Below are 23,946 nucleotides of genomic sequence, written 5' to 3' on the forward strand. Positions count from 1 at the left end.
ATGGCGCATGCAACGGCACAACAATCGTTCCCTTGGCATTCCGGCGAAGTCGCCGTGCAGGAGCGGCTCGGTGTTGCGGAGCGTATGGCGAAGAATGGTTCGCAGGTGGTCCGGGACTACATGCCCGAGCAGCACCGCAATTTTTACAACTCGATCCCCTTCATGATGATCGGCTCTGTTGATGAAAGCGGCGATGTCTGGGCTTCGATGGTCACAGGCGAGCCGGGTTTCATGCGTTCTCCGGATCCGCGCGAACTCACCATCGATTTTGCACCGGACAGCAGTGACCCCGCTGCTGCCGGGCTGAAGGACGGCAAGGCAATCGGAATGCTCGGGATTGAGCTTTCGACCCGCCGACGCAACCGGATGAATGGACTGGTCCACTCGACCACCGCTAGCGGTTTTGCAGTGAGCGTCGGTCACTCTTTCGGGAACTGCCCGCAATACATCCAACTGCGTGATTTTGAATTTGTCCGTGACCCGCAGGCCGATTTCCCGATCGAGGTAGAGGAGCTTTCCTCTCTCGACGATGAAGCCCGCACCATGATCGCAGCCGCCGACACTTTCTTCGTGGCTTCCTACGTCGACCTCAAAGAGGAACGTCAGGTCGACGTCTCGCACCGCGGGGGAAAACCGGGCTTCGTGAGGGTTGATGGTGAAGGCCGGATGACGATCCCCGATTTTGCTGGAAACCTTCACTTCAACACGCTTGGCAATTTTACCGTCAATCCACGCGCTGGACTGATCTTTGCCGACTTTGAAACAGGCGACGTCCTCCAAATCACAGGTGACACGCAAATCGTGTTCGACGGTCCGGAAATAGCCAATTTCCAGGGCGCCGAGCGTATTTGGCATTTCACTCCGCGTCGCATCGTACGTCGCCGGGCTGCACTGCCGATCCGCTGGAAACTGCGTGCCGGTGATGCCTTTTCGCCCAACTCGCTCATGACAGGATCATGGGAAGAGACCGCTGCGAGGATTGAGGCGCAGAAGGCTGCGAAGACATGGCGCGAATTTCGCATCGAGACAATCACGCGCGAGACCGCAGAGATTTCTTCCTTCACCCTGGTTCCCATGGACGGTGGCGGAATCTCGACTTTCAAGGCGGGACAACATCTGCCGGTTCGCGCAGACATACCCGGTTCGGCCACGCCGGTCACCCGGACGTACACACTCTCGTCCGCGCCTTCGGATGGAACCTACCGTCTGAGCGTGAAGCGGCAGGGGCTCTTTTCTGAGCACCTCCATTCATTGAAGGAAGGCGATGTCATTGAAGCGCGCGGTCCCGGTGGAGACTTTTTCATTGAGGGCGATGAGAAACGTCCTGCCGTACTGGTTGCCGCCGGCGTGGGTATCACGCCGATGCTCTCGATGCTGCGCCAGATAGTATTCGAGGGTAAACGCACGCGAGGGACCCGCCCGACATGGCTGGTCCACGCCGCCAAGAGCCGCGACCTGCGCGCCTTTCACGATGAGATCGGAGAACTCGTTCGCGAAGCTGCAGGCGCGGTCAAATTCATCGCGGTGCATGACGCTCCCGGCGACGATGAGAAACAAGGCGAGGATTACAGTTGGCACGGTCGCTTCAGAGCCGCCGATCTTGGCCGGTTCCTGCCTTTCGGTGACTACGATTTCTACATGTGCGGCCCGCCGGGCTTTATGCAGGGAGTGTATGACGGCCTTCGCGACATGAACGTCTCGGATGCCCGAATTCACGCCGAGGCATTTGGTCCATCCTCGCTCATTCGTCGCCCCGATGAGGGCGTGGCCGTCACCGAGGTAGTACCCGCGGCAACCGAGAGCGTACCGGTGATCTTTGCCGGATCAAACAAGGAAGCGCGTTGGGAACCTCAAGGCGGAACCCTGCTTGAACTCGCCGAAGCGCGCGGCATCGAAGCACCGTTCAGCTGCCGCCGAGGCACTTGCGGAATGTGCGCGGTCAAGCTGCTCAAGGGCAAGGTCGCATACACCAACAAGCCCAGCGTAGAGGTAGCCGAGGGCGAAGTGCTCACTTGCTCTGCGGTCCCTCATCGCGATGTCGACAAGCTGGAGATCGAGCTATGAACTGGTCCCTCATTCCCATGCCGGCAGCTGAAGAACTTGCTGGCGGATTCGTTCCCCCGGTGGCTTTCGACGAAGCAACTCGGAAAACTCAAGACGACCCCGAACTGCGCGAGATGCGCCGATATCTGGTCGCCCTGTTCGTCGCGCTCGGGATGATTGCCTGTGTCGAAAGCGCGATCATCGACCACCCGGCTGACGGCCAGAGGCGCCTCGCAGAGGTCAATCTCTCAGAACGAAAAGCCGAATGCCGCGATTGCGCGTTCGCCTTTGACCACTCCCCGGAAATGGAGAACTGAACATGTCCCGTCCCCCGCTGCCCCCATTCTCTGACGAAACTGCGCGAGAAAAAGTGAGGCTTGCCGAAGATGGCTGGAATGGCCGTGACCCGGCCAAGGTCGCGCTTGCCTATACGCCGGATTCGCGTTGGCGAAACCGCGCCGAGTTTCCGCAGGGACGCGAGGAGATTGAAACCTTCCTCACCCGCAAATGGTCCCGCGAACTGGACTACCGGCTCATCAAGGAACTCTGGGCTCACGACGGAAACCGTATCGCCGTGCGCTATGCGTATGAGTACCGCGACGACAGCGGAAACTGGTTTCGCGCCTATGGCAACGAGAACTGGCAGTTCGACGCTAATGGCCTGATGGAAGAGCGCCACGCAAGCATCAACGAGAAGCCAATTCGCGAAGAAGAGCGCCTGTTCCACTGGCCACTCGGCCGCCGCCCCGATGATCATCCGGGACTAAGCGACCTGGGCCTGTAAAGCGCGTCCTACTGCCAGGTCTGGATTAATTCGTCGTATTCGATCGTGATCGGAGCGGGGTCTTCATTGGCAAGCTTTGCCTTCGGAGACCCTGGCTGGTTGAGCCAGTAATCGGCACTTCGAACTTCGTTGAGCTTGGGTCCGAGATCGCCCTGAAGCCCGGCGCGTTCTAGACGCGCGAGTACGCGCTCCTGCTGTTCGCAAAGCGCGTCAAGCGCGGCCTGCGGGCTCTTGGTGCCTGAGGATGCGTCGCCGATATTCTGCCACCATAGCTGCGCGAGGCGCGGATAGTCCGGAACATTGGTTCCGGTGGGCGACCAGCGGGTGCGCGCAGGCGAACGGTAGAACTCGACCAGACCGCCAAGCTTGGGAGCGCGCTCGGTGAAGCTTTCGTGCTGGATCGTGCTTTCGCGAATGAAGGTGAGGCCGACATGCGCCTTCTTCACATCGACAGTCTTCGACGTGACGAACTGGGCATAGAGCCATGCCGCTTTGGCGCGGTCGACAGGTGTCGATTTCATCAGGGTCCACGAACCTGCGTCCTGATAACCGACCTTCATCCCTTCTTCCCAATACGCGCCATGCGGGCTCGGAGCCATGCGCCATCGCGGAGTGCCGTCGTCGTAGAGGACTGCCGATGCCTCTTCGCCTACCATGTTGGCGGTGAATGTGGTGTACCAGAAAATCTGCTGCGCAATTGCACCCTGGGCGGGCACAGGGCCAGCTTCGGAGAAGGTCATCCCAGCCGCGGACGGCGGCGAATATTCGTTGAGCCACTTTGAGTACTTGGCGAGTGCATAGACCGCCGCAGGCGAATTGGTCGCCCCGCCGCGAACGACACAGGAGCCGACCGGCTGCGAATTCTCGTTTACGCGAATGCCCCATTCATCGACCGGCAGGCCATTGGGTTCGCCGACCGAGCCCATACCAGCCATCGACATCCAGGCATCGGTGAAGCGCCAGCCGAGCGACGGGTCCTTTTTGCCGTAGTCCATGCTGCCATAGACCGTCTGACCGTCGATTTCGCGGCCGGTGAAGAACTCGGCGATGTCCTCATAGGCCGACCAGTTGACCGGAACACCGAGGTCGTAACCGTAGGCTGCCTTGAAATCCGCCTTGATCTCCGGGTCGGTGAACCAGTCGTAGCGGAACCAATAAAGGTTCGCGAACTGCTGATCGGGCAGCTGGTACAATTTGCCGTCGGGGCCAGTGGTGAAGTCGGTCCCGATGAAATCGGGCAGATCGAGCGTTGGACTGGTGACGTCGCTGCCCTCGCCAGACATCCAGTCGGTGAGATTGCGTACCTGCTGATAACGCCAGTGAGTTCCGATCAGGTCGGAATCATTGACGTAGGCGTCGTAGATGTTCTCATCCGACTGCATCTGCGTCTGCAGCTTTTCGACCACATCGCCCTCACCGATCAGGTCGTGAGTGACGTCGATGCCGGTCATCGCAGAAAATGCCGGGGCGAGAACCTTGGCTTCGTATTCGTGGGTCGCGATCGTTTCCGACACGACCGAGATCGACATCCCCTGATACGGCGTTGCCGCGTCCATGAACCAGTCGAGCTCGGCCTGCTGCTCCTCTCGAGAAAGTGCGGACATCTCGCCAATTTCATTGTCGAGGAAGTCGCTCGCCGCTTGCTGCCGCTCCGCCTCGCTCAGCACCACGAAATCGCTGTCGGCAGCATCCGAACACGCCGCCAGCGCGAGGCTAACGCCCAAAACAATTGCAATTCTCATTAGGTTATCTGTCCCGTCCCGATGTCTCTCTCGCCTGCATCATACCCAGCGGAAAACGCAGAATGCAAATAGGGCAGATAAGATAAGTGCCCAATATTGCGGCAAGTCCAAAAGCCCGATCCAGGCAAGGTTGATGAATGCGCTACCCAACAAGCTAATGAACAACCGATCACCCCTGGCGGTCTCGATACCCAGAATGCCAGTCCTCGGCGTGGTCGGGTAGCGAACCTGCAAGATCGCCATGACGGCCAATGTCAGCGCAATCGCTGCAAAGAACAGCGCTGTGGGCCACGTCCATGCCATCCAGTCCATGATCAGGCTCCTCGCATCTCAAACCCTGCCAAGGGCGAAACCCTTGGCGATGTATCCGCGCACGAAATAGATCACGATCGCTCCCGGTATGATCGTCAAAACGCCCGCCGCTGCGAGCACGCCCCAGTCGAGCCCTGATGCTGAAACTGTGCGCGTCATTGTCGCGGTTATCGGCTTTGCATCGACACTTGTCAGGGTGCGGCTCAGAAGCAGTTCTACCCAGCTGAACATGAAACAGAAGAACGCCGCGACCCCGATCCCAGGGGCAATCATGGGTATGAAGATGCGCGTGAAGAAACGGGGGAAGCTGTAGCCGTCGATGAATGCCGTCTCGTCGATTTCGCGAGGAACGCCGCGCATGAAGCCTTCGAGGATCCACACCGCAAGCGGCACGTTGAAAAGGCAATGCGCCAGTGCGACCGCGATATGCGTATCGAACAGGTTCACGCTCGAATACAGTTGGAAAAATGGCAGCGCGAACACCGCAGGCGGCGCCATACGGTTCGTCAGCAACCAGAAGAACAGGTGATTGTCGCCCATGAAGCGATAACGGCTGAAAGCGTAAGCGGCCGGCAGCGCGACGCTTAGCGAAATCGCGGTGTTGAGCGTCACGTAGATGAAGCTGTTTACATAGCCCATGTACCAGGACGCATCGGTCAGGATCGTCCGGTAATTATCGAGCGTGAAATTCTCTGGCCAAAGAGTAAATGCGCCGAGAATCTCAGAGTTCGGTTTAAAGCTCATGATGACGAGCCAGTAGATCGGCACCAGCAAGAACAGCAGATAGGCAACCAGCACCAGCGCGGAGGGCCGAAAGCTCGAACCTTTCATCGTGCCACCTCGTCTTTGTCCGCGCTGATCATGACCGTGTAAAACACATAAGAAATCAGCAGGATCAGCAGGAAGTACATCAACGAGAAAGCGGCCGCGGGCCCCAGGTCGAATTGGCCAAGCGCCATCTTCACAAGGTCGATCGACAGGAAGGTCGTCGCGTTGCCCGGCCCTCCTCCGGTCAGGACAAAGGGTTCGGTGTAGATCATGAAGCTGTCCATGAAGCGCAGCAGCACCGCAATGATGAGCACGCCGCGCATCTTGGGCAATTCGATGTAGCGAAAGACGCTCCACCGGCTCGCCTGGTCAATCTCGGCCGCTTGATAGTAAGCCTGCGGGATCGAGCGCAGCCCCGCATAGGCAAGCAGCGCGACCAGCGACGTCCAGTGCCAAACGTCCATCACGATCACCGTCACCCACGCATCGAATGCATCTTGCGCGTAATTGTATGGAATGCCGAGATCGGTGACGAAGCGCCCCATAAGTCCGATGTCGCTGCGGGCAAAGACCTGCCAAATCGTGCCGACAACGTTGTACGGAATGAGCAGCGGCAAGGCCATCAGGACAAGGCAAAGGGATGCAAGCCATCCCTTTTTCGGCATGCAGAGCGCGACCAAGATGCCAAGCGGTATCTCGATCGCCAAAATGATCGAGGAGAAGAGCAATTGCCGGCCGAGTGCGTCCCACAGCCGTTCAGAACGCAAAAGCTCGCGGTACCATTCAAGGCCCACCCAGAAGAACTCGTTTCCGCCGAAGCTGTCCTGGAACGAATAATTGACCACCGTCATCATCGGAATGATCGAGGAGAAGGCGACCAGCACGAGCACCGGCAGAACCAGAAACCATGCGCGCTGATTTGTGGTCTTTTCCATCACGATCCCTCCGCATTTTCGGACGTGATCGGAGTGCCTTCGATGCGCCATTCGTCGCAGAAGATGCTCGCCGCTCGCGGATCGAAGGTGACTTTGTCCATGCCCGCTTCAATTTCGAATCCTGCGTCGGCAACAATGTTTATCTCGGTGCCAAACACACTTGCATTGATGAACTTCTGGCGACCCACGTCCTGAAGGCGGTTTACGGTGACGGGCAGCCCCTCGCCTTTGGTGAGAGTCAGGAACTCCGGCCTGATGCCTAGTGCTGCGCGACCTCCGGGACGGCCATAGTTCGAGCCGAGACTGATCGTCTCGCCCTGCGCGTGGGCCTGCGCTCCCTCGATCTCCACGGGCAGGAAATTCATCCCCGGCGAACCGATGAAATAGCCGACAAATGTATGGGCTGGTTCTTCGAAAAGCGCCTGAGGCGTGCCGATCTGCAGGACCCGCCCTTCATGCATGACCACGACTTCATCCGCAAATGTTAGCGCCTCTGTCTGGTCATGAGTGACATAAACCATCGTGTGCCCAAACTCATCGTGCAGCGACTTGAGCTGGGTGCGAAGTTCCCACTTCAAATGCGGATCGATGACCGTCAGCGGCTCGTCGAACAGGATTGCATTCACGTCATCGCGGACGACACCGCGTCCGAGCGATATTTTCTGCTTGAGGTCTGCAGTGAGGCCGCGCGCTTTCTTTCGCAGGTGATCCTCCAGCCCGATCATCTGCGCAACCTTCGCGACGCGCTCCGCGATGTAGCCCGCTTCCATGCCGCGATTGCGCAGCGGAAAGGCAAGGTTCTCGCGCACCGTCATCGTGTCGTAGACCACCGGAAACTGGAACACCTGCGCGATGTTGCGCTGCGCCGTCGAGGCATGCGTCACGTCCTCACCGTCGAACAGAATGCGTCCGCGGCTCGGTTCAAGCAGTCCCGACATGATGTTGAGCAAGGTCGTCTTGCCGCACCCGCTGGGGCCCAACAGCGCGTAGGCGCGGCCATCCTCCCACTGGTGATTCAGCTCCTTGAGAGCAAAATCCTCTTCTTCCATCGGGTCAGGGCGGTAGCTGTGCGCAATCTTGTCGAGGGTGATCGCCGCCATCCTTACGCCTCCACCAACTGAGGCAGAGGGTGTGCGAGCCTACCTTCTTCATCGAAATACAGCAGATCTGAGGGATCGATACAGACGCGCAGCTTCTCGCCCGACCGAAAGCTGCGCGGTCCCCTGAGGAGACCGACCCATGTTTCGCCGGCCGCGTCGATGTGAATATAGGTTTCTGACCCAGTGAGCTCTGTGACGCTCACCGTCGCGTCGAACGCGATCTTGTCCTCGCCGCCTTCGCCAACATCTAGATTGTGCGCCCTGAAGCCAGCTTTGTAGTTGCCGTTGGGAAGGCGCAATGCGGCATCGCTCGACACAGGCGCTTGCCCACTCGGAAAGTGGATCGCACCATCATTTATCCTGACGGGCAGGAAGTTCATCGGAGGGTCGGAGTAGACGCTTGCCGTGACCATATCCACGGGCTGCCTATAAACCTGTGTTGAGGGGCCGAACTGTGTCACCCTACCCTGCCACAAGGTCGCAGTGTTCCCGCCAAGTAGCAGCGCTTCTTCCGGCTCGGTCGTGGCATACACAAAGATGCTTCCCGATGCGGCGAACAGACGCGGGATCTCTATGCGAAGCTCCTCGCGCAGCTTGTAATCGAGATTGGCAAGTGGCTCGTCCATGAGCACAAGGCCGACATCTTTCACGAGGGCGCGCGCGATTGCGCATCTCTGCTGCTGCCCTCCGGATATCTCGCTTGGCTTGCGATCGAGCAGCGGTGTCAGCTGAAGCAGATCGGCCATCTCGCCGACCTTTCGCTCAATATCCTGCGCCGAGACACCACGCAGCTTGAGCGGAGAGGCAATGTTTTCGCGAACCGTCATCGACGGGTAGTTGACGAATTGCTGGTAAACCATCGCGACGTCGCGCTTTTGCACCCGCTTTCCCGTTACGTCCTCACCGTTCCAGAATATCTGGCCGGTGTCCGGCTCGTCCAGCCCCGCCATCAGCCGCATCAGCGTGGTCTTGCCAGCAAGCGTCGGCCCAAGAAGGACGTTCATTGTCCCCTTGTGCAATTCCAGATCGAGAGCGTGGATGTGGGCTTCGCCATCGACTGATTTGGAAACCCCTTGCAAGCGAAGGGTCATGGATCAGTTTTCAGCTCGGTATTAGTCAACATGCCCACCCGTTTTTCGCATCGCGCATCGTGGAGCGGCGATTGCGTGCAGGCACAAGCATTAGGTTCGCGGACCTCTTTGGCAATGCTTTTCTGGCGCCTGCCAAGTCAGCACCGGAGCAATCGACCTGCTCAACAGACCGATGACGCCGGAAAGTCTGGATCACTTAGTCGACAATCGCTTGAGTGCGGACTGGCAGGTTGTCGCGGTTCGGATAGCTGAGGAAGAGGTCAAACCCCTTTACCTCTAACCCTTCCAGGACCAGGGCCAGTTAAGCCGTTTGTCCAATTGTCTGTAGCCAAACGGGCGCGGTGGCTCTTCGTTTCACCATTTCTCTAATCGTTTGGCTACCAATTCTAGAGTTCAGATCAAAGAATAGTGCGTTTGGCGATCAAGTGACGCGACATACGCAGTCTATCCAATCCAATTCTCAATCTTCGCAAATCTCAAGACAAACGCTGTCAGTGATTATTCGGACGAACTCTTAAACTTCCCTGAGAAATTCGGACCATGTTTCATGTCGCAGACGCCCTGCGGCTACGTAAATATGGGAGTCAAAGGTATGTCCGACGAATTCACAGCGCAGGAATTGCGCGAACTCGAAGCAGAACTGGGCGAACTCGCCGCCGACTTCGGTGACTTTGAAATGTCCGACGAAGATTCCGCCGGTGCGAGTTCCGGAGAATTGGGCGAACTGGAAGCGGAACTTAGCGGCACGGAACTCGAAGTGTTCGGCGCCGATGCCGGTGACGGCGACGTAATGTCGCTGAGCGCCATGGCCGAAAACGAAGCCGATGCGCTCTTTGTCGGACGGTTTCTCCGCAACAAGGTCAAGAAACTGATCCGCAAGCTCATCCGGCTTGTGAAGAAGTATCGCAAGCTCGCAAGCTGTGTGCCGAAGGTCACGGCTGCCGTGATTGCGTTCAAGCGCGGCAAATACGCCACTGCGCTTCGCCGAGCCTGGGCCGCTTACAGGTGCATTAGATCGAAGCTCTAGTTCGATCGGGGGATCTCACTGGCGGCGCCTCGCGGTGCCGGCCAGTGGCCCTCCCCAAACCAAACCTGTCGAAGAAGGGCTACCGCGATGCCTGAAGATCAGTCGATTACCACCGCGAACATCGATGAGCAGGTCGAGTTTCTCGACGCCTGGTACCGAGAGACCGCCGGCGGCGCCGAACGCGAACGACGCGCGGCGCTTGTCGCGCGGCTCGTCAAACAGATCGATGCGGCGCTGGAGACACTCGCAGAACTGGCCCCGCGACCGAGTTGAGGAGCTCGCGAGGAATCAAACGGTCTGGGAGCGCCATGCCGCCGACCCGCCGTTTGCCCCCGTACAAATATGTGAAGGTTGAAGGCGAGAACGAGGAGAAGCGACGTGGCCAACACCATCAAGCCGCGCAACCCAGTCTATCTGGTGAGCAACAAGAAGACGATGCCGCTCGACGGACAACCGATGAGCGAAGCGCAGATCAAGGAAGCGATCGAGCAGGTCATCTCGGTCACCCCGGCAGCCGAAGCCGATGAGGGAGACGAGATGGAAATCATGTCGGTGATCGCGCCGCCCGAAGGGGATGAACTTGCCCTCGCCGAAGAAGGCGCGCCGGATTCGACCATCGTAACGGCCAAGCTGACAGAGGCGGCAGCGGACAATCTGCGCAACCGCCATGCCAATCTTCTCGTTGAGCTCGACGAAGATATCGAGATGCTGGACACGGGCGGCTTGCTGCGGATGCATGGGCTCACCACGATGGTCCCGCTCGATGCCGACAGCCTGCGCATCCGGATCAAGGTCGTAGACGCGGATGGCAAGGCGATCCCGAAAGCGCGCGTAAGCCTCGGCGGAGAGATGTGGTTCGACCAGGCGCTTACCGGCAATAACGGCGTTGCGGAACTCAATATGCTTGGCGAGACGCTGGAAAGCCTCAATTCACTCACCATCAAGCCAGCAGCCGGTTTCTGGTCACGCACAATCGCACGCCCAGACCTTGTCAGCGGCACCGGCGCCGCAGCGACCAACGTTATAACGCTGCTTTCGCTTGCCGAAGGGACTGGAGGCCTGCCGGGCTTTCCCGAAGAGCAGGGCACTCCCTGGGGCATGCAGGATCTCAACGTTACGAACCATCCCGAAGACCCGCCGCTTGTACGGCTGGCCATCATCGACAGCGGGATCGACAACGATCACCCCGACCTCGCTCATGCTACGCGCGGCAAGGCCTTCGCGATCGGCGATGATCCTGATGATGACACGTTCAACCTCGACAGTTCAGGCCACGGGACACACGTCGCCGGGACCGCCGCCGGACAGGCTGCGAACGCGTTCGGCGTTCAGGGCGTTGCGCCCAAAGCCGAGCTTCACGGCTTGCGCGTGTTTCCGCAGGCCAAGATTTCAAAGCTCATCAAAGCCCTTCGGTACTGTCGCGAGAACGAGATCGACGTCGTCAATATGAGCCTTGGCATGGCCAGCCCCTCGCAACTGCTAAACGACGAGATAGACCGATGCTTTGAAAGCGGGGTCGTGATGATCGCCGCCGCAGGCAATTCGGGCGGTAAGGTGAACTACCCCGCGGCCTTCGACAATGTCATCGCGGTTGCCGCGCTCGGCCGCGCCGACCGCTTCCCCGAGAACAGCACGAACAGCGCCGCCGTGACCGACGATACCGACCCTGACGACGTCTATTTCATCGCGCGCTTCTCCTGCCGCGGACCCGAAATCGATGTCGCGGCCCCGGGAGTGGGCGTCATCTCGACATATCCTTCGGATCATCCCGTGCCCTTTGCCGAGCTCAGCGGTACGTCGATGGCCAGTCCGCACGTCGCGGGTTTCACTGCAAGGATCTTACAACACAACGCCGAGCTACGGGACATGGCCCGCAACGATGCCCGCTCGTCCGCCATTCGCGACGCGTTGTTTGAGGCCTGCAGGCCACTGGGTGATGCACAGCTTTGGGGCAGAGGCATTCCCGACTGGTCGAAGCTCAACCTAGGTTCGGAGCCTTCAGCGCCCGACGCGGGTGGCAATGTCGACAGGCTCGTCGCAAAGCTGACCGATGCCCTCGATCTGGCAAAGGCGCTGACCTGAGAGCGGTGATCAAAGGTCCCGCACGCACGGCGTTGGCACAAGCCCTCTTACCACCAGTGCAACCGCAACCTGAGTGCGGTTCCTCACGCCAAGCTTGCGCTGCAGCGCCTGGATCGAGAGCTTCACGCTTGCTTCGGACAGGTTGAGATCCCTTGCGATCACCTTGTTCGGATGCCCCTGCGCCACTTCGGTCCCGACGTGGCGTTCGCGGTCGGTCAGTTTGGGATTGGATCGGGTATGCTCGAGATTGTCGCGCCGCCAACCGTTCAGGGCTTCGCCCAGATTGTCAGGATAAACCCGGTGACCCGAGGCGACGAAGTTGAGGGCGCAGCTCAACGCTTTGATCGGGATCGAGGTCAGGAGGAAACCATGGCAACCGATCGAGAAGCAATCCGCCAGGCGAAACAGGTCGAACTTTTCTTCGAGCATCACGCACCGCAGTTGCCCTGCTTCATCGCGCAAGGGTTTAAGCGCGCGCGCCAGAGGTCGCAAAGTCGATGGTGCTTCGGTCAGCACCACCAGCGGTTCATTCTCTTCGTTGAACGGGCAAAGCTCGAGCCGGTCTACCGAGGGAGCGACATCTGCGACCGTATGACCCAACCGCGACAAGCTGTCGGATAATGCAGTGCGATACAACGCATTCCTCAGCGCGAGGGCAACGGCCATTTCCCCCTCCAATGCACCCGTAGCTAAGTAATGCTCATAGCATATTAGGCGGCTTCGAGCCAGCGTAACTTATTGTTAGATCGCAATGATTATGACTTATTTTGACTTCGCGTGAATAGTCCTAAAGAACTCTGAACCGGCTCTTTAAGCAAACTTACGATCTAATGATCTGTTTATTATACGCGAAAACTTCTAACTCAAACTAACCAACGTTTCGCTTCCAAGAAGATCGGCTGGTGCTCTCGTCTCGATCAATGCGTCAATACGTTCTCTGCTTGCGTCGTAATTGAGGCACATTTGAGAATAGCGACACGCACAGCTGCTCGTGACGCGCTGCTGCAAATTACGTAGGGATCGGAAACTCGCGATCATTCATCGAGAGAAATGGCGGAGAGGGAGGGATTCGAACCCTCGGTACTCGTGAGAGCACAACGGTTTTCGAGACCGCCCCGTTCGACCACTCCGGCACCTCTCCGCGTGTTGTTCGCGCTCTCGCTTTGCTGCTTGAGTGCTGTCAACGCCCTGTCTGCGCTGCCGCTTCGCTGAATTCTCGCGAAGGAAAGGCGCGTCGGCTTGGTCCTGCCGACGACAAGGAGCGCGCCCGTTAGCGCAGGCTCATGCGCTTGCCAACCCCTGATCGCGGCATTGGGGCGTCAAAATGCGGGCATATCTTGCTCGCAACCTTAGCAGGAAACTTGTTTTGCACGTGCGAAGGACCATATTCTGCAAGTTATGGAACGCGCTCACTTCTTTTCCAGCCAAGCGGGACGGACCATCAACGCTCCGCGCTCTTCACGCAGCCGGTTTGGTATTGGCGAACTTGTTCGCCACCGCCTGTTCGATTTTCGCGGCGTTGTTTTCGATATCGACCCTGTCTTCGCCAACAGCGAGGAATGGTACGAATCGATCCCCGAAGAAATTCGCCCTCCCCGCGACCAGCCATTCTACCACCTCCTCGCCGAGAACGAGGAGTCGAGCTATGTCGCCTATGTGAGCCAGGGCAATCTCGTCGCTGACCCCAGCGGTGGGCCGATCGACCATCCTACCGTCCCCCAGCTGTTCGAGCAGTTCAAGGACGGGCGCTATCGGATGCGGCGCAGCCTCACGCATTGACGCCCCGCGGCTGGCTGGGCCATCGCCGGGCTAGCTCTTAAGCTTCCAGCCGGTGCGCAGGACGGCATAAACCGCGAAAGCGATAACGAGATTAAAGACCGCGATGCCGATGGCGGCCATCGCGACGGCGCTCGCATCTCCGATATCGCTTTGCCCGAGGAAGCCATAGCGGAAGCCCGAGATCACGTAGAAGAACGGGTTCGCACGGCTCACAGCCTGGAAGGCGGGTGCGAGGTTGTCGATGACGTAGAACGTGCCCGACAGCAGCGAGAGCGGAGCAATCACGAAATTGGTGATCGCGGCGTTATGGTCAAACTTCTCGGCCCAGATCGAGGTCGCAAGACCAAGCAGCGCCAGCATCACAGCTCCCATCAGCCCAAACCAGATCACCGCCCAAATGTGTGTCACGGCCAGAGAAACGCCCGGCCAAAGCGCCATCGCGAGCGCAACCGTGCAGCCCACAGCGATCGCCCGCGTGACAGCAGCCGCCACGATCCCGCCCATCAGCTCTCCGGGAGAAAGCGGCGGCATCAGTAGGTCGATAATCGTCCCTTGGATCTTGCCCGAGAGCAGTGAGAAGGACGAATTAGCAAATGCGTTCTGCATCATGCCCATCACGATCAGGCCCGGTGCGACAAAGCTTGCAAACTCCACACCCAGCACCTCGCGGCCTCCACGGCCCAGCGCGACGGTGAAGATTATCAAAAACAGCAGCGTCGTGACCGCTGGCGCCCAGATCGTCTGCGTCTGGACCTTGAGAAACCGGCGCACCTCCTTCATATAGAGCGCGAAAAGACCCACGCGGTTGATGCCGGTTATCACCGGGACACCGCGCTCCGGGAAGTTTCGCGGACGATTGGGGTTTGCTGAAAGCTCGTCTGTCATGGGAAAGGTCGCCTACGGCCTCTGGCAAGATGTGACAAGCAACCTATCTAGGCCTCGACGACAAGGTCGGGCACGACAGGAACGGATGTTTTATGAGTTGGACTGACGAGCGCATCGCAACGCTCAAGAAAATGTGGGAAGGCGGATCGACCGCCAGCCAGATTGCAGAAGAATTGGGCGGCGTCAGCCGTAATGCAGTGATCGGCAAGGCACACCGCCTTGGCCTGAAATCGCGCCCGTCACCGGTGAAGGCGAACGAAAAGAAGAAGGCTGCGGCCAAAAAAGCGGCTCCCAAACCTGCGCCAAAGAAGGCGGCGAGCAAACCGGCGGCGAAGCCCGCCGCAAAGCCCGAGCCCAAGGCCGACGCTCCGGCAGCCGAAGTCGAGAGCGAAGCCTCCAGCGCGAAGGCAGCAGATCCCAAGTCCACAAATTCGCAAGCCATCCCCAATCCCACGCCAAACCTGCCGAAGATCGTCTCGGTCGGCCCCGGCGGCTTTCTGCGACAGGGCCCCGGCGACCAGCAGGCACCGATCCCGCCCGCACCGCCGCGTCGCCTTGTGCCCGCCAAGCCGAGCCCCGAGATCGCGGACAAGACCAGCCTGCTTGACCTGTCGGACAAGGTCTGCCGCTGGCCGATGGGCCATCCGGGTGAGCCTGATTTCCATTTTTGCGGCGAAGCGGTGAACCCCGGCTTCCCCTATTGCGTCGAACATTGCGGCCGCGCTTATCAGGCACAGCTGCCTCGCGGTGCGCGCCGTCCCCCGCCGCCGCTTCCGTTTGGCGGCCCGCGGGTCCGCTAACAATCACAGTCACGTAAGGCCCGGCAGCGCACCAAGCGCCGCCGGGCCTTTCTGTTTTCAGGAAGGAACAGCCCATGCCGCTCACTCTTCACGCAGCTTTTGTCCCGAGCGCACTCCAGATGCTTGGCACCGCATCGCATCTTCTCGACAAGACCGAGGGCTGGTGTGCTGAGCGCGAATGCGACCATTCGGCGATCCTGAGCGCGCAGCTGATCGATGACATGCTGCCCTTCACATATCAGATCAAAAGCGTCGCCGAGCATACGGCAGGCGCCATTTCAGCTGTGCGCGAAGGGTTGGCGACGCCTGACCTCAATCCTCCGCCCGCCACGTTTGACGCGCTGCGCGAGAAGCTTGCCGGTGCGAAGGCGCTTCTGAAAGGCCTTGACGAAGACGAGATGGAAAGCTGGATCGGGCGCGACATGCGCTTCGAGTTCAAGGACACGCGGCTTGCTTTCACGGCTGAGGATTTCTTGCTTAGTTTTGCCCAACCCAACTTCTATTTCCATTGCAGCGCCGCTTACGCCATCGCGCGTCACCTTGGCGTTAAGATCGGCAAAATGGATTTCATGGGCCGCGTGCGGGCGCAGCAGGGATGAGGCGAATGAAGTTCACGAACGTCCGGATCGCGGCCTTTGCTCTCGCGCTGAGTGCCCCGGCCTACACAGCACAGGCTCAATTGCCTGAACCTGTGCGCGCAATGATCGATGCGGCCATCGCCACCGGCGACGAAGAGAAAGTGCGCACCGTCATCGAGCTCGCTCGCACTACCAATCCCGATGACGCGGTCGAGCTCGACACAATCCTGGCAAGCTTCGAAACCAACCTCGCCGCTGCCGAGGCCGAAGCTGCAGCGCTTGAAAAGCAGGAAATCCGCAGCGCCGGACTGTTCGAGAACTGGAGTGGGCGCGGTGAATTGGGCGCTTTCAACTCGACCGGCAATGCGTCGAACACCGGCATCACCGCATCGCTCGGCCTGACGCGCGAAGGCATCAATTGGCGCCACAAGCTGCGCGCCAGGGCTGATTATCAGCGCAATAATGGCGTCACAACGCGCGAACAATTTCTTGCCGCCTACGAGCCCAACCTGAAGCTCAGCGACCGCTTGTTTGCGTTTGCGCTGGCGCAGTATGAGCGTGACCGGTTCCAGGGCTTCTCAGGACGCTACTCGCTTTCAGGCGGTCTCGGTTACGAGGTCATCGACGAAGACGATATGACGCTGTCCGTGCAGGCAGGCCCGGCTTATCGCCGCACCGAATTCGTAGGCGGCGGAAGCACCAGCAATCTTGCAGGCCTCGGCAGTCTCGACTTCGACTGGCAGCTGGCTGAGAGCATCTCGCTTACTCAGGACGCAAGCGCTTTCATCCAATCCGGTAGCAGCACTTTGATCTCGGACACCGGGCTTCAAGCGGCGCTGATGGACAATGTAAAAGTGCGCCTGTCTTACACGGTGGAGCATGACACCGATCCGCCAGCAGGCGCGGTCAAGACCGACACTCTGAGCCGGATAACGCTGATCTACGATTTCTGATCGCAGCTCAGACCTTTTCGCCAAACTCGGCCAGCGAACGTAGATATTCGATATCGCGCACGCTCAAAGTGCGCCCGTCGCGCGCGATGATCCCCTGGCTTTCCCATTCGGACAGCAAGCGACTGACATTCTCGCGCGCAAGACCTGCAAATGCACCAAGGTCGCTCTGGCTCGGATTGTAGAGCAAGCCGCCGTCGTTCCGGTCCTTGTCGATGAGGCGAACCAGCGCTCGGGCAAGTCGCGGCCCCATCGAGAAAGTACGGTCGCTTTCGATGATGAGGTTTTGTTGCCGCACCCGCTGCGCAAGCTCGCGCATGATCCGAGCCACTGATGTTGGGTTCGAGGATACGGCCTCAAGGAATTGCTTCGAAGGCAACAGCAGAACGCTCGATTCCACGACAGCGGTTGCAGTCGCGGTCCGCGGTTCGCTGTCGAGCAGAGCGATCTCGCCGATCACTTCACCCGGCGAGCAATAGCTGAGAATGATCTCGCGACCGCTCGCGCTCACAAAGCTGATCTTGAGCCCGCCTGACAGGACGTAAACCGCATAGTCGCCGTTCTCGTCGCCCTGATTGATAACAACGTCGTCGGGCTTCAGATCCTTGCGAGTGGCGTTCTTGAGCAGCGCTTCGATCTGTTCGGGCTCTAGCGCCATCAGGAGGCTGTCGGGGGCCAGATTGGCCATCATCTCCTTCAATGATTCCATCACGCTTTCCCACCATGCGAATCTGACGAGCTCACGCGAGCTTTCGTGCGTGCTCTCTTACAAGCCTTGGTCTCAAAACCACTGATTGCAAAGGACTTTGATCTCAGCTGTCCCAAAAATGGTTAATTTGTGACGACCATCACAGACCGATCGTGAGAGAGGGCTTAGACACGGCTTTAGCAATGGGGTTCTGGGAGCGACCCGAGCGGAGGGCTGTCCCCTACCGCCGACTTGGCCCACACTTCGGGGGGAGTGTGGGCCATTTTCATTTCGCACGAAAATCCGCGCAGGCTCAGCGTACCTTGCGCCCAAACCAAATGGTGTGGTGCGCGCCCTTGTTGTTCGGGCGGGAGCGCACGCCTTTCTCCTCAACCGCAAAGCCAGCCTCCTTCAGCCGGCGGCGAAAGGCAGGATCGGGCGCTGCCGACCAGACTGAAACGATCCCTCCGGGCTTCAGCGCATCGCGCGCCTTGCCGAGACCGGTTCTCGAATAGATGCGATTGTTGTCAGCCCGCACCAACCCGTCGGGACCGTTGTCGACATCGAGCATGATGGCGTCGAATTTTTCGCATGTCCCGTCATTGGCATCGTCGATGAGAGCCGCGACATCGCAGATCTTGAGATCGAGGCGCGGGTCGGAGAGGGTCTCGCCGGTGAGGTCCTTCATCGGGCCTTCCGCCCATTCGACGATCTTGTGCGAGATCTCGCCAACCACGATCTCCGCCCCCTCGCCCAGCCGCTCACGCGCGGCGCGGTAGGTAAAGCCCATGCCGTAGCCGCCGATCAGGACGCGCGGAGAATCATTGTCGAGGCGGTCGAGCGTCATCTCGGCAAGTTGCTCTTCAGAGAACCGCATACGCGTGCTCATGAGCTCGTTGCGCCCCAGCACGATCATGAAATCGCGCCCGTGGCTGAAAAGTTCGAGAGTCTCGCCGTCTTCGATTTCGGCCGTGTCGATGAGTTCGCGTTTTAGCATTGATATCTCTTACCCAAAAGGAAGGCCCGCCGAAATCGCTTCCGGCGGGCCATCTCGTGTTCGGTTTGCCCGAAAGACTTAGTCCTTCAGGAAGTCCGGCATCGCTGCGGGGCCGTCATTTCCGCCCCCGTCGCGATTGCCGCCGCCATCACGGCGCGGGCCGCGACCGCCACGGCCACCGCGGCGATCGCCGCCACGGCCGCCCTTGCCACCGCGATCACCGCGCGGTTCGCGCGGCGGGCGGGTGTCTTCGAGCTCTTCGCCGGTTTCCTGGTCAACGACGCGCATCGACAGGCGGACCTTGCCGCGATTGTCGATCTCGAGGACCTTGACCTTCACTTCCTGGCCTTCGGAGACAACATCGGTCGGCTTCTCAACGCGCTCGTTCTTCATTTCGCTGACGTGAACGAGGCCGTCCTTGCCGCCCATGAAGTTCACGAACGCACCGAAGTCGACGATGTTGACGACCTTGCCATTGTAGATCTTGCCGACTTCGGCTTCCTCGACGATGCCTTCGATCCACTTCTTCGCGGCTTCGATTTCATCGGCGTTGGACGAGCTGATCTTGATCGTGCCCTCGTCGTCGATGTCGACCTTGGCGCCGGTTTCAGCGACGATTTCGCGGATCACCTTGCCGCCCGTGCCGATGACGTCACGGATCTTCGACTTGTCGATCTGCATCGTCTCGATACGCGGTGCGTGCTTGGAAACCTCGGTGCGGGCGCCGGTGAGAGCCTTGGCCATTTCACCCAGGATGTGCGCGCGGCCAGCTTTCGCCTGCTCGAGCGCCTGAGTCATGATTTCCTGCGTGATGCCGGCAACCTTGATGTCCATCTGAAGGCTGGTGATGCCCTCTTCCGAACCGGCAACCTTGAAGTCCATGTCGCCAAGGTGATCTTCGTCACCCAGGATGTCGGAGAGAACCGCGAAGTCCTCGCCTTCAAGGATCAGGCCCATCGCGATACCCGAAACCGGGCGCGCAAGCGGAACGCCTGCATCCATCATCGACAGCGCGCCGCCACAGACGGTCGCCATCGAGGACGAACCGTTCGACTCGGTGATGTCGGACAGGACGCGGATCGTGTACGGGAATTCCTCAGCATCGGGCAGAACCGGACGCAGCGCGCGGAATGCGAGCTTGCCGTGGCCGGTTTCGCGGCGGCTGGTGAAGCCGAAGCGACCCACTTCGCCGACCGAATAAGGCGGGAAGTTATAGTGCAGCATAAAGTTGCTGTAGCTCAGGCCTTCCAGACCATCGATCATCTGCTCGGCGTCCTTGGTGCCGAGCGTGGTGGTGCAGATCGCCTGCGTTTCACCGCGGGTGAACAGCGCCGAACCGTGCGTGCGCGGCAGCAGGCCGACCATAGCTTCGATCGGGCGAACCTGATCAAGCTTACGACCGTCGATACGCGTGCCGTCCTTGAGGATCGAGCCGCGAACGATTTCGCTCTCAAGCTTCTTAACGAGCTTGAGCGTGCCGAGATATTCTGCCGGATCGCTTTCGGCGAGGTCAGCAAATGCTTCGCGCGCCTTTTCGCGTGCTGCGTTGACAGCATCCTGACGGGCCGACTTGTCGGTGATCTTGTAAGCGGCTTCGAGGTCTGAACCGATGGCTGCGCGAAGCTTGTCCATTTTGGCCGACTTGTCTTCAACCGGATCGAGCTCCCACGGAGCCTTGGCAGCCTGTTCGGCAAGCTCAATGATCGCGCCGATGACCTTGCGGCTTTCTTCGTGTGCGAACATCACTGCGCCGAGCATTTCTTCCTCGGTCAGTTCCTTCGCTTCGGATTCGACCATCATCACCGCGTCCTGCGTTGCAGCGACAACGAGGTCGAGGCGGCCATCTTCACCGAGCGCATCAGCGACGGTCGGGTTCAGGACATATTCGCCATCATTGGTGAAGCCGACGCGTGCTGCGCCGATCGGGCCCATGAAGGGAACGCCCGAAATGGTCAGAGCAGCCGACGCCGCGATCATCGCGACAATGTCGGGCTCGGTTTCGCCGTCATAGGACAGGACCTGAGCAATGACGTTGATTTCGTTGTAGAAACCTTCGGGGAAAAGCGGGCGGCACGGACGGTCGATCAGACGCGAGGTAAGCGTCTCTTTTTCCGTCGCGCGGCCTTCGCGCTTGAAAAAGCCGCCGGGAATACGGCCGGCAGCGGAGAATTTTTCTTGGTAGTGGACGGTCAGCGGAAAGAAGTCCTGACCTTCCTTGACGCTCTTGGCTGCGGTGACCGCGCAAAGAACAACAGTTTCGCCATAGGTGGCGAGGACCGCGCCGTCAGCCTGACGGGCAATACGGCCGGTTTCCAGAGTGAGGGTCTTTCCGCCCCACTCCAGCGATACGGTTTTCGTGTCGAACATGGATTTTCCTTCTGAACCCGCACAGCCACATTGCATGCGCGGGGCCTACTTGTGCCGGGTGTACCGTCCCGGTCCGGTGTGGGGCTTGGTTTGCGAATGCCCCAAGGCTGGATCACCGAATTGTGATCGCTGCCCCTTTTTACAGGAAGAGCGGTCTGACGTGAATCGTCGCCGTTGATCCCTCCCCAGATGCGAGAAAGGCGACCCGTGAGAGCCGCCTTCCCGAAACTCTTACTTACGCAGACCCAGCTTCTGGATCAGGGCGTTGTAGCGCTCGACATCCTTCTTCTTGAGGTATGCGAGCAGGTTGCGGCGCTTGTTGACCATCATGAGCAGACCGCGACGCGAGTGGTTGTCCTTGTGGTTGGACTTGAAGTGCTCGGTCAGGTTCTTGATGCGCTCGGTAAGGATCGCGACCTGGACTTCCGGCGAACCGGTGTCGCCCTTGGCCTGTGCGTTGTCCTTGATGATTTCAGCTTTACGTTCGGGTGCTACCGACATGTATTTCTCTTTCTACTCAGCGACATCGGGAAGGTTGAACCCCCTCACCACTTTTGCGGTGCCATCCGAAATTTCCATCAGCGCCACCGGCACACTGTCCAGCATCGCACAATAGAGCCCGGATGATTGGGGCATTCCAGACAGGACCCGGCCTTGTCGGACCGCCTGCGCGTCTGTCTGGGTGAGGTTGAGGGCCGGGATGTCGTCCAGCCCTGCCTCTAACGGCAGGAGGAGGTCTTCAAGGGCAGCGCCATTAGAGACTTCGTTGAGTTTGTCCAGCGAAATCGCCTGTTCCTGAAGGAACGGCCCGGCCTTGGTGCGACGTAGATAGGTAACGTGCCCGCAGGTTCCAAGAGCGCGTGCGATATCGCGTGCAAGGCTGCGGATGTATGTGCCCTTGGAAACATGCGCGGTGAGAGTGATTTCGTCGCGATCATGCGGGCCATCGGCAATGGTGAGCGAATGGATCGTCACAACGCGGGTCTTGAGGCTCACTTCCTCCCCTGCCCGTGCAAGATCGTAGGCACGCTTGCCGTCGACCTTCAGCGCGGAATAGGCGGGCGGAACCTGCTCGATCGGTCCGGTGAACTGCGGCAGCACGGCTTCGATCTGCGGCAGGCCTGGCCGTACATCACTGCGCTCAATCACCTCGCCTTCGGTATCTAGCGTGTCCGTCTCCACCCCGAACTTTACGGTGAAGTCGTAGATCTTGCTCGCATCGAGCATGCGGCCAGCAAGCTTGGTCGCTTCACCCAGCGCAATCGGGAGCACGCCTTCAGCCAGCGGGTCGAGCGTGCCTCCGTGCCCTACCTTGGTTTTAGCATAGCCGCCTTCGCGCAAATTGCGCTTCACAGCCCCCACGGCCTGCGTCGAGCCAAGCTCGCGCGGCTTGTCGAGAATGATCCATCCGTGGGGTGCAGGCTTCGTGTCGCTCATCGCGCCCCCGCTAGGCGATCAGATGACAAGCCTCAAGCGGTGCTCGTCGCAAGGCTGTCGCTGGCCTCCTCGGTGTCCTCACCGCCCAGCGAAAATTGCGGCGTCGCGTCGAACACCAGCTTGTTGACCACCAAAGCTGTCGCGATGGACAAGATCAGCGTAGCAAACATGCCGTGGATGTAGTGCGCAGGCTCCCACACCATGCTCCAGAAGCCATAGAACGCGACGCCCGTCACCACCCCGATCATCGCCGCGCCCGCCTTCACGTTTTTGAACATGAGGCACACGACAAAAGCGGATAGGATCGGCATGGAGAGCAGGCCGTAAAGCTGCTGCACCGTGTTGATCAGGCTTTCCTGGCTCGCAAAGAACGGCACGAGGGCCAGCGCAAGAACGCTCATCACAATCGACACCGCCGCGCCAAGCTTTCCGACCCGCGTGACGTCGCCGATATACGCCTCGTGCAAGTCGCAAACATACAGCGCGGCACTCGCGTTCAGGATCGAGTTGAAACTGGTGAGGATCGCAGCGGCAATGGCCGCGGCAAAGGCTCCGGAAAGCCAAATCGGCAGTACCTCACCCACGATCCGCCCATAAGCGACGTCGCCGACATCGCCGAACAGCTTGTAGGAGACGATTCCGGGCACCACCACGATGATCGGCACGATGAGCAGGCGTATGCCGGCTGCAACCACGACACCTTTTTGCGCCTCGCGGATGTTGGGAGCGGCCATGGCGCGCTGGGTGATCGTCTGATTGGTCGACCAATAGAAGGTCTGGATGAAGATCATGCCGGTGAGCAGTGTGTGCCAAGGGATCGGGCTGTCATTGTCACCCACCAGCGTCAGGCGCTCTGCCGGAATGCCGGTCAGGTCGAAGTCGATGGCTTGCAAGGCGAGGAACACGACCAGCAGCGCAAGGCCCAGAACCAGCACGCCGGAATAGGTGTCCGATACGGCCACAGCGCGCAGCCCGCCAAAGATCGCGTAGGCGGCTCCAACAGCGGCAAGTACGACAGCGCTCACCATGATCGTGCCGAGATCGGTCGGCAGCCCCGCCAGCGAGAGCAGGAATAGCGAGCCGCCATAGAGGATCGCAGGCAGAAAGATGAACAGATTGCCGAACAGGAACAGCACGCTGATGAGTGCGCGAATGTGTTTGTCGCCGTACTTCTTCTGCAAAAGCTCGGTTGTCGTCGTGCAGTTGTTCTTGTAGTAGACAGGCAGGAAGACATAAGCGAGGATGAACAGCCCCGCGACCGCTGCAAATTCCCACCATGCGAGCAGCGCCATCTGGTTGCCGTTCATGCCGACAAGCTGGTCGGTCGACAGGTTGGTAAGCGTGATCGAGCCTGCCACGAAATACCAGGCAAGGCCCCCGTTCGCGAGGAAGTAGTCGCGCTCATCCTGCGGCCCTGCGCCGCGCTTGCCGCGGCAATGCAGATAGGTTGCGAGCGCGATCAGCGCGGTGATGACCAGAAATACCGCGACCTGGGTGGTGCTCATGTCGACTGTTCTCTCCCCAATTCCGCCTCTTCGTCGCGGATTTGGGTTGTCCTATAACAGTCGGTGCCGCATGGCG

At 59.6% G+C, this 23,946-nt stretch carries 24 protein-coding genes and 1 tRNA gene; 10 read left to right on the forward strand and 15 right to left on the reverse strand.

What is annotated here, in order from left to right; all coding sequences use genetic code 11:
• The 3 genes from NAP1_RS08580 to NAP1_RS08590 are packed head-to-tail and all read left to right on the forward strand — an operon-like array spanning position 1 to position 2,827.
• Positions 1-2,064 carry a pyridoxamine 5'-phosphate oxidase family protein gene (locus NAP1_RS08580; RefSeq protein ID WP_007164881.1) on the forward strand — a complete coding sequence of 688 codons (2,064 nt, stop codon included), beginning with the start codon at positions 1-3 and terminating at the stop codon, positions 2,062-2,064.
• The gene (locus NAP1_RS08585; RefSeq protein ID WP_007164882.1) at positions 2,061-2,360 is read left to right on the forward strand and encodes a hypothetical protein; all 300 of its coding nucleotides are present in this window, start codon (positions 2,061-2,063) and stop codon (positions 2,358-2,360) included. Before NAP1_RS08580 ends, NAP1_RS08585 begins: the two co-directional genes overlap by 4 nt.
• A 2-nt stretch (positions 2,361-2,362) precedes the next feature.
• Positions 2,363-2,827 (forward strand): DUF1348 family protein, encoded by a 465-nt coding sequence (locus NAP1_RS08590; protein ID WP_040464364.1) that lies wholly within the window; start codon positions 2,363-2,365, stop codon positions 2,825-2,827.
• 8 nt (positions 2,828-2,835) lie between these two features.
• On the opposite strand, the gene NAP1_RS08595 is transcribed toward NAP1_RS08590, so the two are convergent.
• The 6 genes from NAP1_RS08595 to NAP1_RS08620 are packed head-to-tail and all read right to left on the reverse strand — an operon-like array spanning position 2,836 to position 8,775.
• Entirely contained in the window at positions 2,836-4,569 is a 1,734-nt protein-coding gene (locus NAP1_RS08595) for an ABC transporter substrate-binding protein (RefSeq protein ID WP_007164884.1), read from the reverse strand.
• 39 nt (positions 4,570-4,608) lie between these two features.
• Complete coding sequence (locus NAP1_RS08600; RefSeq protein ID WP_007164885.1) at positions 4,609-4,881, reverse strand: DUF2160 domain-containing protein; 273 nt, start codon at positions 4,879-4,881, stop codon at positions 4,609-4,611.
• 18 nt (positions 4,882-4,899) lie between these two features.
• On the reverse strand, positions 4,900-5,712 hold the full coding sequence (locus tag NAP1_RS08605; RefSeq protein ID WP_007164886.1) for a carbohydrate ABC transporter permease: 813 nt from the start codon (positions 5,710-5,712) through the stop codon (positions 4,900-4,902).
• Positions 5,709-6,584: a carbohydrate ABC transporter permease gene (locus NAP1_RS08610; RefSeq protein ID WP_007164887.1), complete on the reverse strand. Its 876-nt coding sequence runs from the start codon at positions 6,582-6,584 to the stop codon at positions 5,709-5,711. Before NAP1_RS08610 ends, NAP1_RS08605 begins: the two co-directional genes overlap by 4 nt.
• The gene (locus tag NAP1_RS08615) at positions 6,584-7,684 is read right to left on the reverse strand and encodes an ABC transporter ATP-binding protein (protein ID WP_007164888.1); all 1,101 of its coding nucleotides are present in this window, start codon (positions 7,682-7,684) and stop codon (positions 6,584-6,586) included. Before NAP1_RS08615 ends, NAP1_RS08610 begins: the two co-directional genes overlap by 1 nt.
• 2 nt (positions 7,685-7,686) lie before the next feature.
• Complete coding sequence (locus NAP1_RS08620) at positions 7,687-8,775, reverse strand: ABC transporter ATP-binding protein (protein WP_007164889.1); 1,089 nt, start codon at positions 8,773-8,775, stop codon at positions 7,687-7,689.
• A 592-nt stretch (positions 8,776-9,367) separates the two neighbouring features.
• On the opposite strand from NAP1_RS08620, the gene NAP1_RS08625 reads away from it, so the two are divergent.
• From NAP1_RS08625 to NAP1_RS08635, 3 genes are all read left to right on the forward strand, one after another.
• Entirely contained in the window at positions 9,368-9,802 is a 435-nt protein-coding gene (locus NAP1_RS08625) for a hypothetical protein (protein ID WP_007164891.1), read from the forward strand.
• Positions 9,803-9,889: 87 nt separating this feature from the next.
• A complete protein-coding gene (locus NAP1_RS08630) occupies positions 9,890-10,075 on the forward strand; it encodes a hypothetical protein (protein WP_007164892.1) in 186 nt (61 codons plus the stop codon).
• 105 nt (positions 10,076-10,180) lie between these two features.
• Positions 10,181-11,884, forward strand: a complete 1,704-nt coding sequence (locus NAP1_RS08635; RefSeq protein ID WP_007164893.1) for a S8 family peptidase — start codon at positions 10,181-10,183, stop codon at positions 11,882-11,884.
• 9 nt (positions 11,885-11,893) lie between these two features.
• Here the strand turns inward: NAP1_RS08635 and NAP1_RS15920 are convergent, their stop codons facing one another.
• Positions 11,894-12,550 carry a response regulator transcription factor gene (locus tag NAP1_RS15920; protein ID WP_007164894.1) on the reverse strand — a complete coding sequence of 219 codons (657 nt, stop codon included), beginning with the start codon at positions 12,548-12,550 and terminating at the stop codon, positions 11,894-11,896.
• Positions 12,551-12,935: 385 nt separating this feature from the next.
• Positions 12,936-13,025 (reverse strand) — tRNA-Ser (locus tag NAP1_RS08645).
• Positions 13,026-13,282: 257 nt separating this feature from the next.
• Between NAP1_RS08645 and hspQ the strand changes: the two genes are divergently transcribed.
• The gene (gene hspQ / locus NAP1_RS08650; protein ID WP_007164895.1) at positions 13,283-13,663 is read left to right on the forward strand and encodes a heat shock protein HspQ; all 381 of its coding nucleotides are present in this window, start codon (positions 13,283-13,285) and stop codon (positions 13,661-13,663) included.
• A 30-nt stretch (positions 13,664-13,693) separates the two neighbouring features.
• Here hspQ and NAP1_RS08655 read toward each other — a convergent pair whose 3' ends face one another.
• Positions 13,694-14,548 (reverse strand): ABC transporter permease, encoded by an 855-nt coding sequence (locus tag NAP1_RS08655; protein WP_007164896.1) that lies wholly within the window; start codon positions 14,546-14,548, stop codon positions 13,694-13,696.
• 92 nt (positions 14,549-14,640) lie between these two features.
• On the opposite strand from NAP1_RS08655, the gene NAP1_RS08660 reads away from it, so the two are divergent.
• The 3 genes from NAP1_RS08660 to NAP1_RS08670 all read left to right on the forward strand — a co-directional run bounded on the left by NAP1_RS08660 (position 14,641) and on the right by NAP1_RS08670 (position 16,879).
• The gene (locus tag NAP1_RS08660) at positions 14,641-15,348 is read left to right on the forward strand and encodes a GcrA family cell cycle regulator (protein WP_007164897.1); all 708 of its coding nucleotides are present in this window, start codon (positions 14,641-14,643) and stop codon (positions 15,346-15,348) included.
• A gap of 74 nt (positions 15,349-15,422) precedes the next feature.
• A complete protein-coding gene (locus NAP1_RS08665) occupies positions 15,423-15,947 on the forward strand; it encodes a DUF1993 family protein (RefSeq protein WP_007164898.1) in 525 nt (174 codons plus the stop codon).
• Between the two features lie 5 nt (positions 15,948-15,952).
• Positions 15,953-16,879, forward strand: coding sequence for a YdiY family protein (locus NAP1_RS08670; RefSeq protein ID WP_007164899.1), 927 nt, complete (start codon positions 15,953-15,955; stop codon positions 16,877-16,879).
• A 7-nt stretch (positions 16,880-16,886) separates the two neighbouring features.
• Here the strand turns inward: NAP1_RS08670 and NAP1_RS08675 are convergent, their stop codons facing one another.
• The 6 genes from NAP1_RS08675 to NAP1_RS08700 form a co-directional block, all read right to left on the reverse strand.
• Entirely contained in the window at positions 16,887-17,585 is a 699-nt protein-coding gene (locus tag NAP1_RS08675; protein ID WP_007164900.1) for a Crp/Fnr family transcriptional regulator, read from the reverse strand.
• 292 nt (positions 17,586-17,877) lie between these two features.
• Complete coding sequence (locus NAP1_RS08680; protein ID WP_007164901.1) at positions 17,878-18,561, reverse strand: MnmC family methyltransferase; 684 nt, start codon at positions 18,559-18,561, stop codon at positions 17,878-17,880.
• 78 nt (positions 18,562-18,639) lie between these two features.
• The gene (gene pnp, locus NAP1_RS08685; RefSeq protein ID WP_007164902.1) at positions 18,640-20,928 is read right to left on the reverse strand and encodes a polyribonucleotide nucleotidyltransferase; all 2,289 of its coding nucleotides are present in this window, start codon (positions 20,926-20,928) and stop codon (positions 18,640-18,642) included.
• A 231-nt stretch (positions 20,929-21,159) separates the two neighbouring features.
• Entirely contained in the window at positions 21,160-21,429 is a 270-nt protein-coding gene (rpsO, locus tag NAP1_RS08690) for a 30S ribosomal protein S15 (protein ID WP_007164903.1), read from the reverse strand.
• A 12-nt stretch (positions 21,430-21,441) separates the two neighbouring features.
• Positions 21,442-22,365, reverse strand: coding sequence for a tRNA pseudouridine(55) synthase TruB (truB, locus tag NAP1_RS08695; RefSeq protein ID WP_007164904.1), 924 nt, complete (start codon positions 22,363-22,365; stop codon positions 21,442-21,444).
• Positions 22,366-22,397: 32 nt separating this feature from the next.
• The gene (locus tag NAP1_RS08700; protein WP_007164905.1) at positions 22,398-23,870 is read right to left on the reverse strand and encodes an SLC5 family protein; all 1,473 of its coding nucleotides are present in this window, start codon (positions 23,868-23,870) and stop codon (positions 22,398-22,400) included.
• Positions 23,871-23,946: the final 76 nt, after the last annotated feature.

It is taken from the genome of Erythrobacter sp. NAP1, from assembly GCF_000152865.1.
Lineage (GTDB): Bacteria > Pseudomonadota > Alphaproteobacteria > Sphingomonadales > Sphingomonadaceae > Erythrobacter.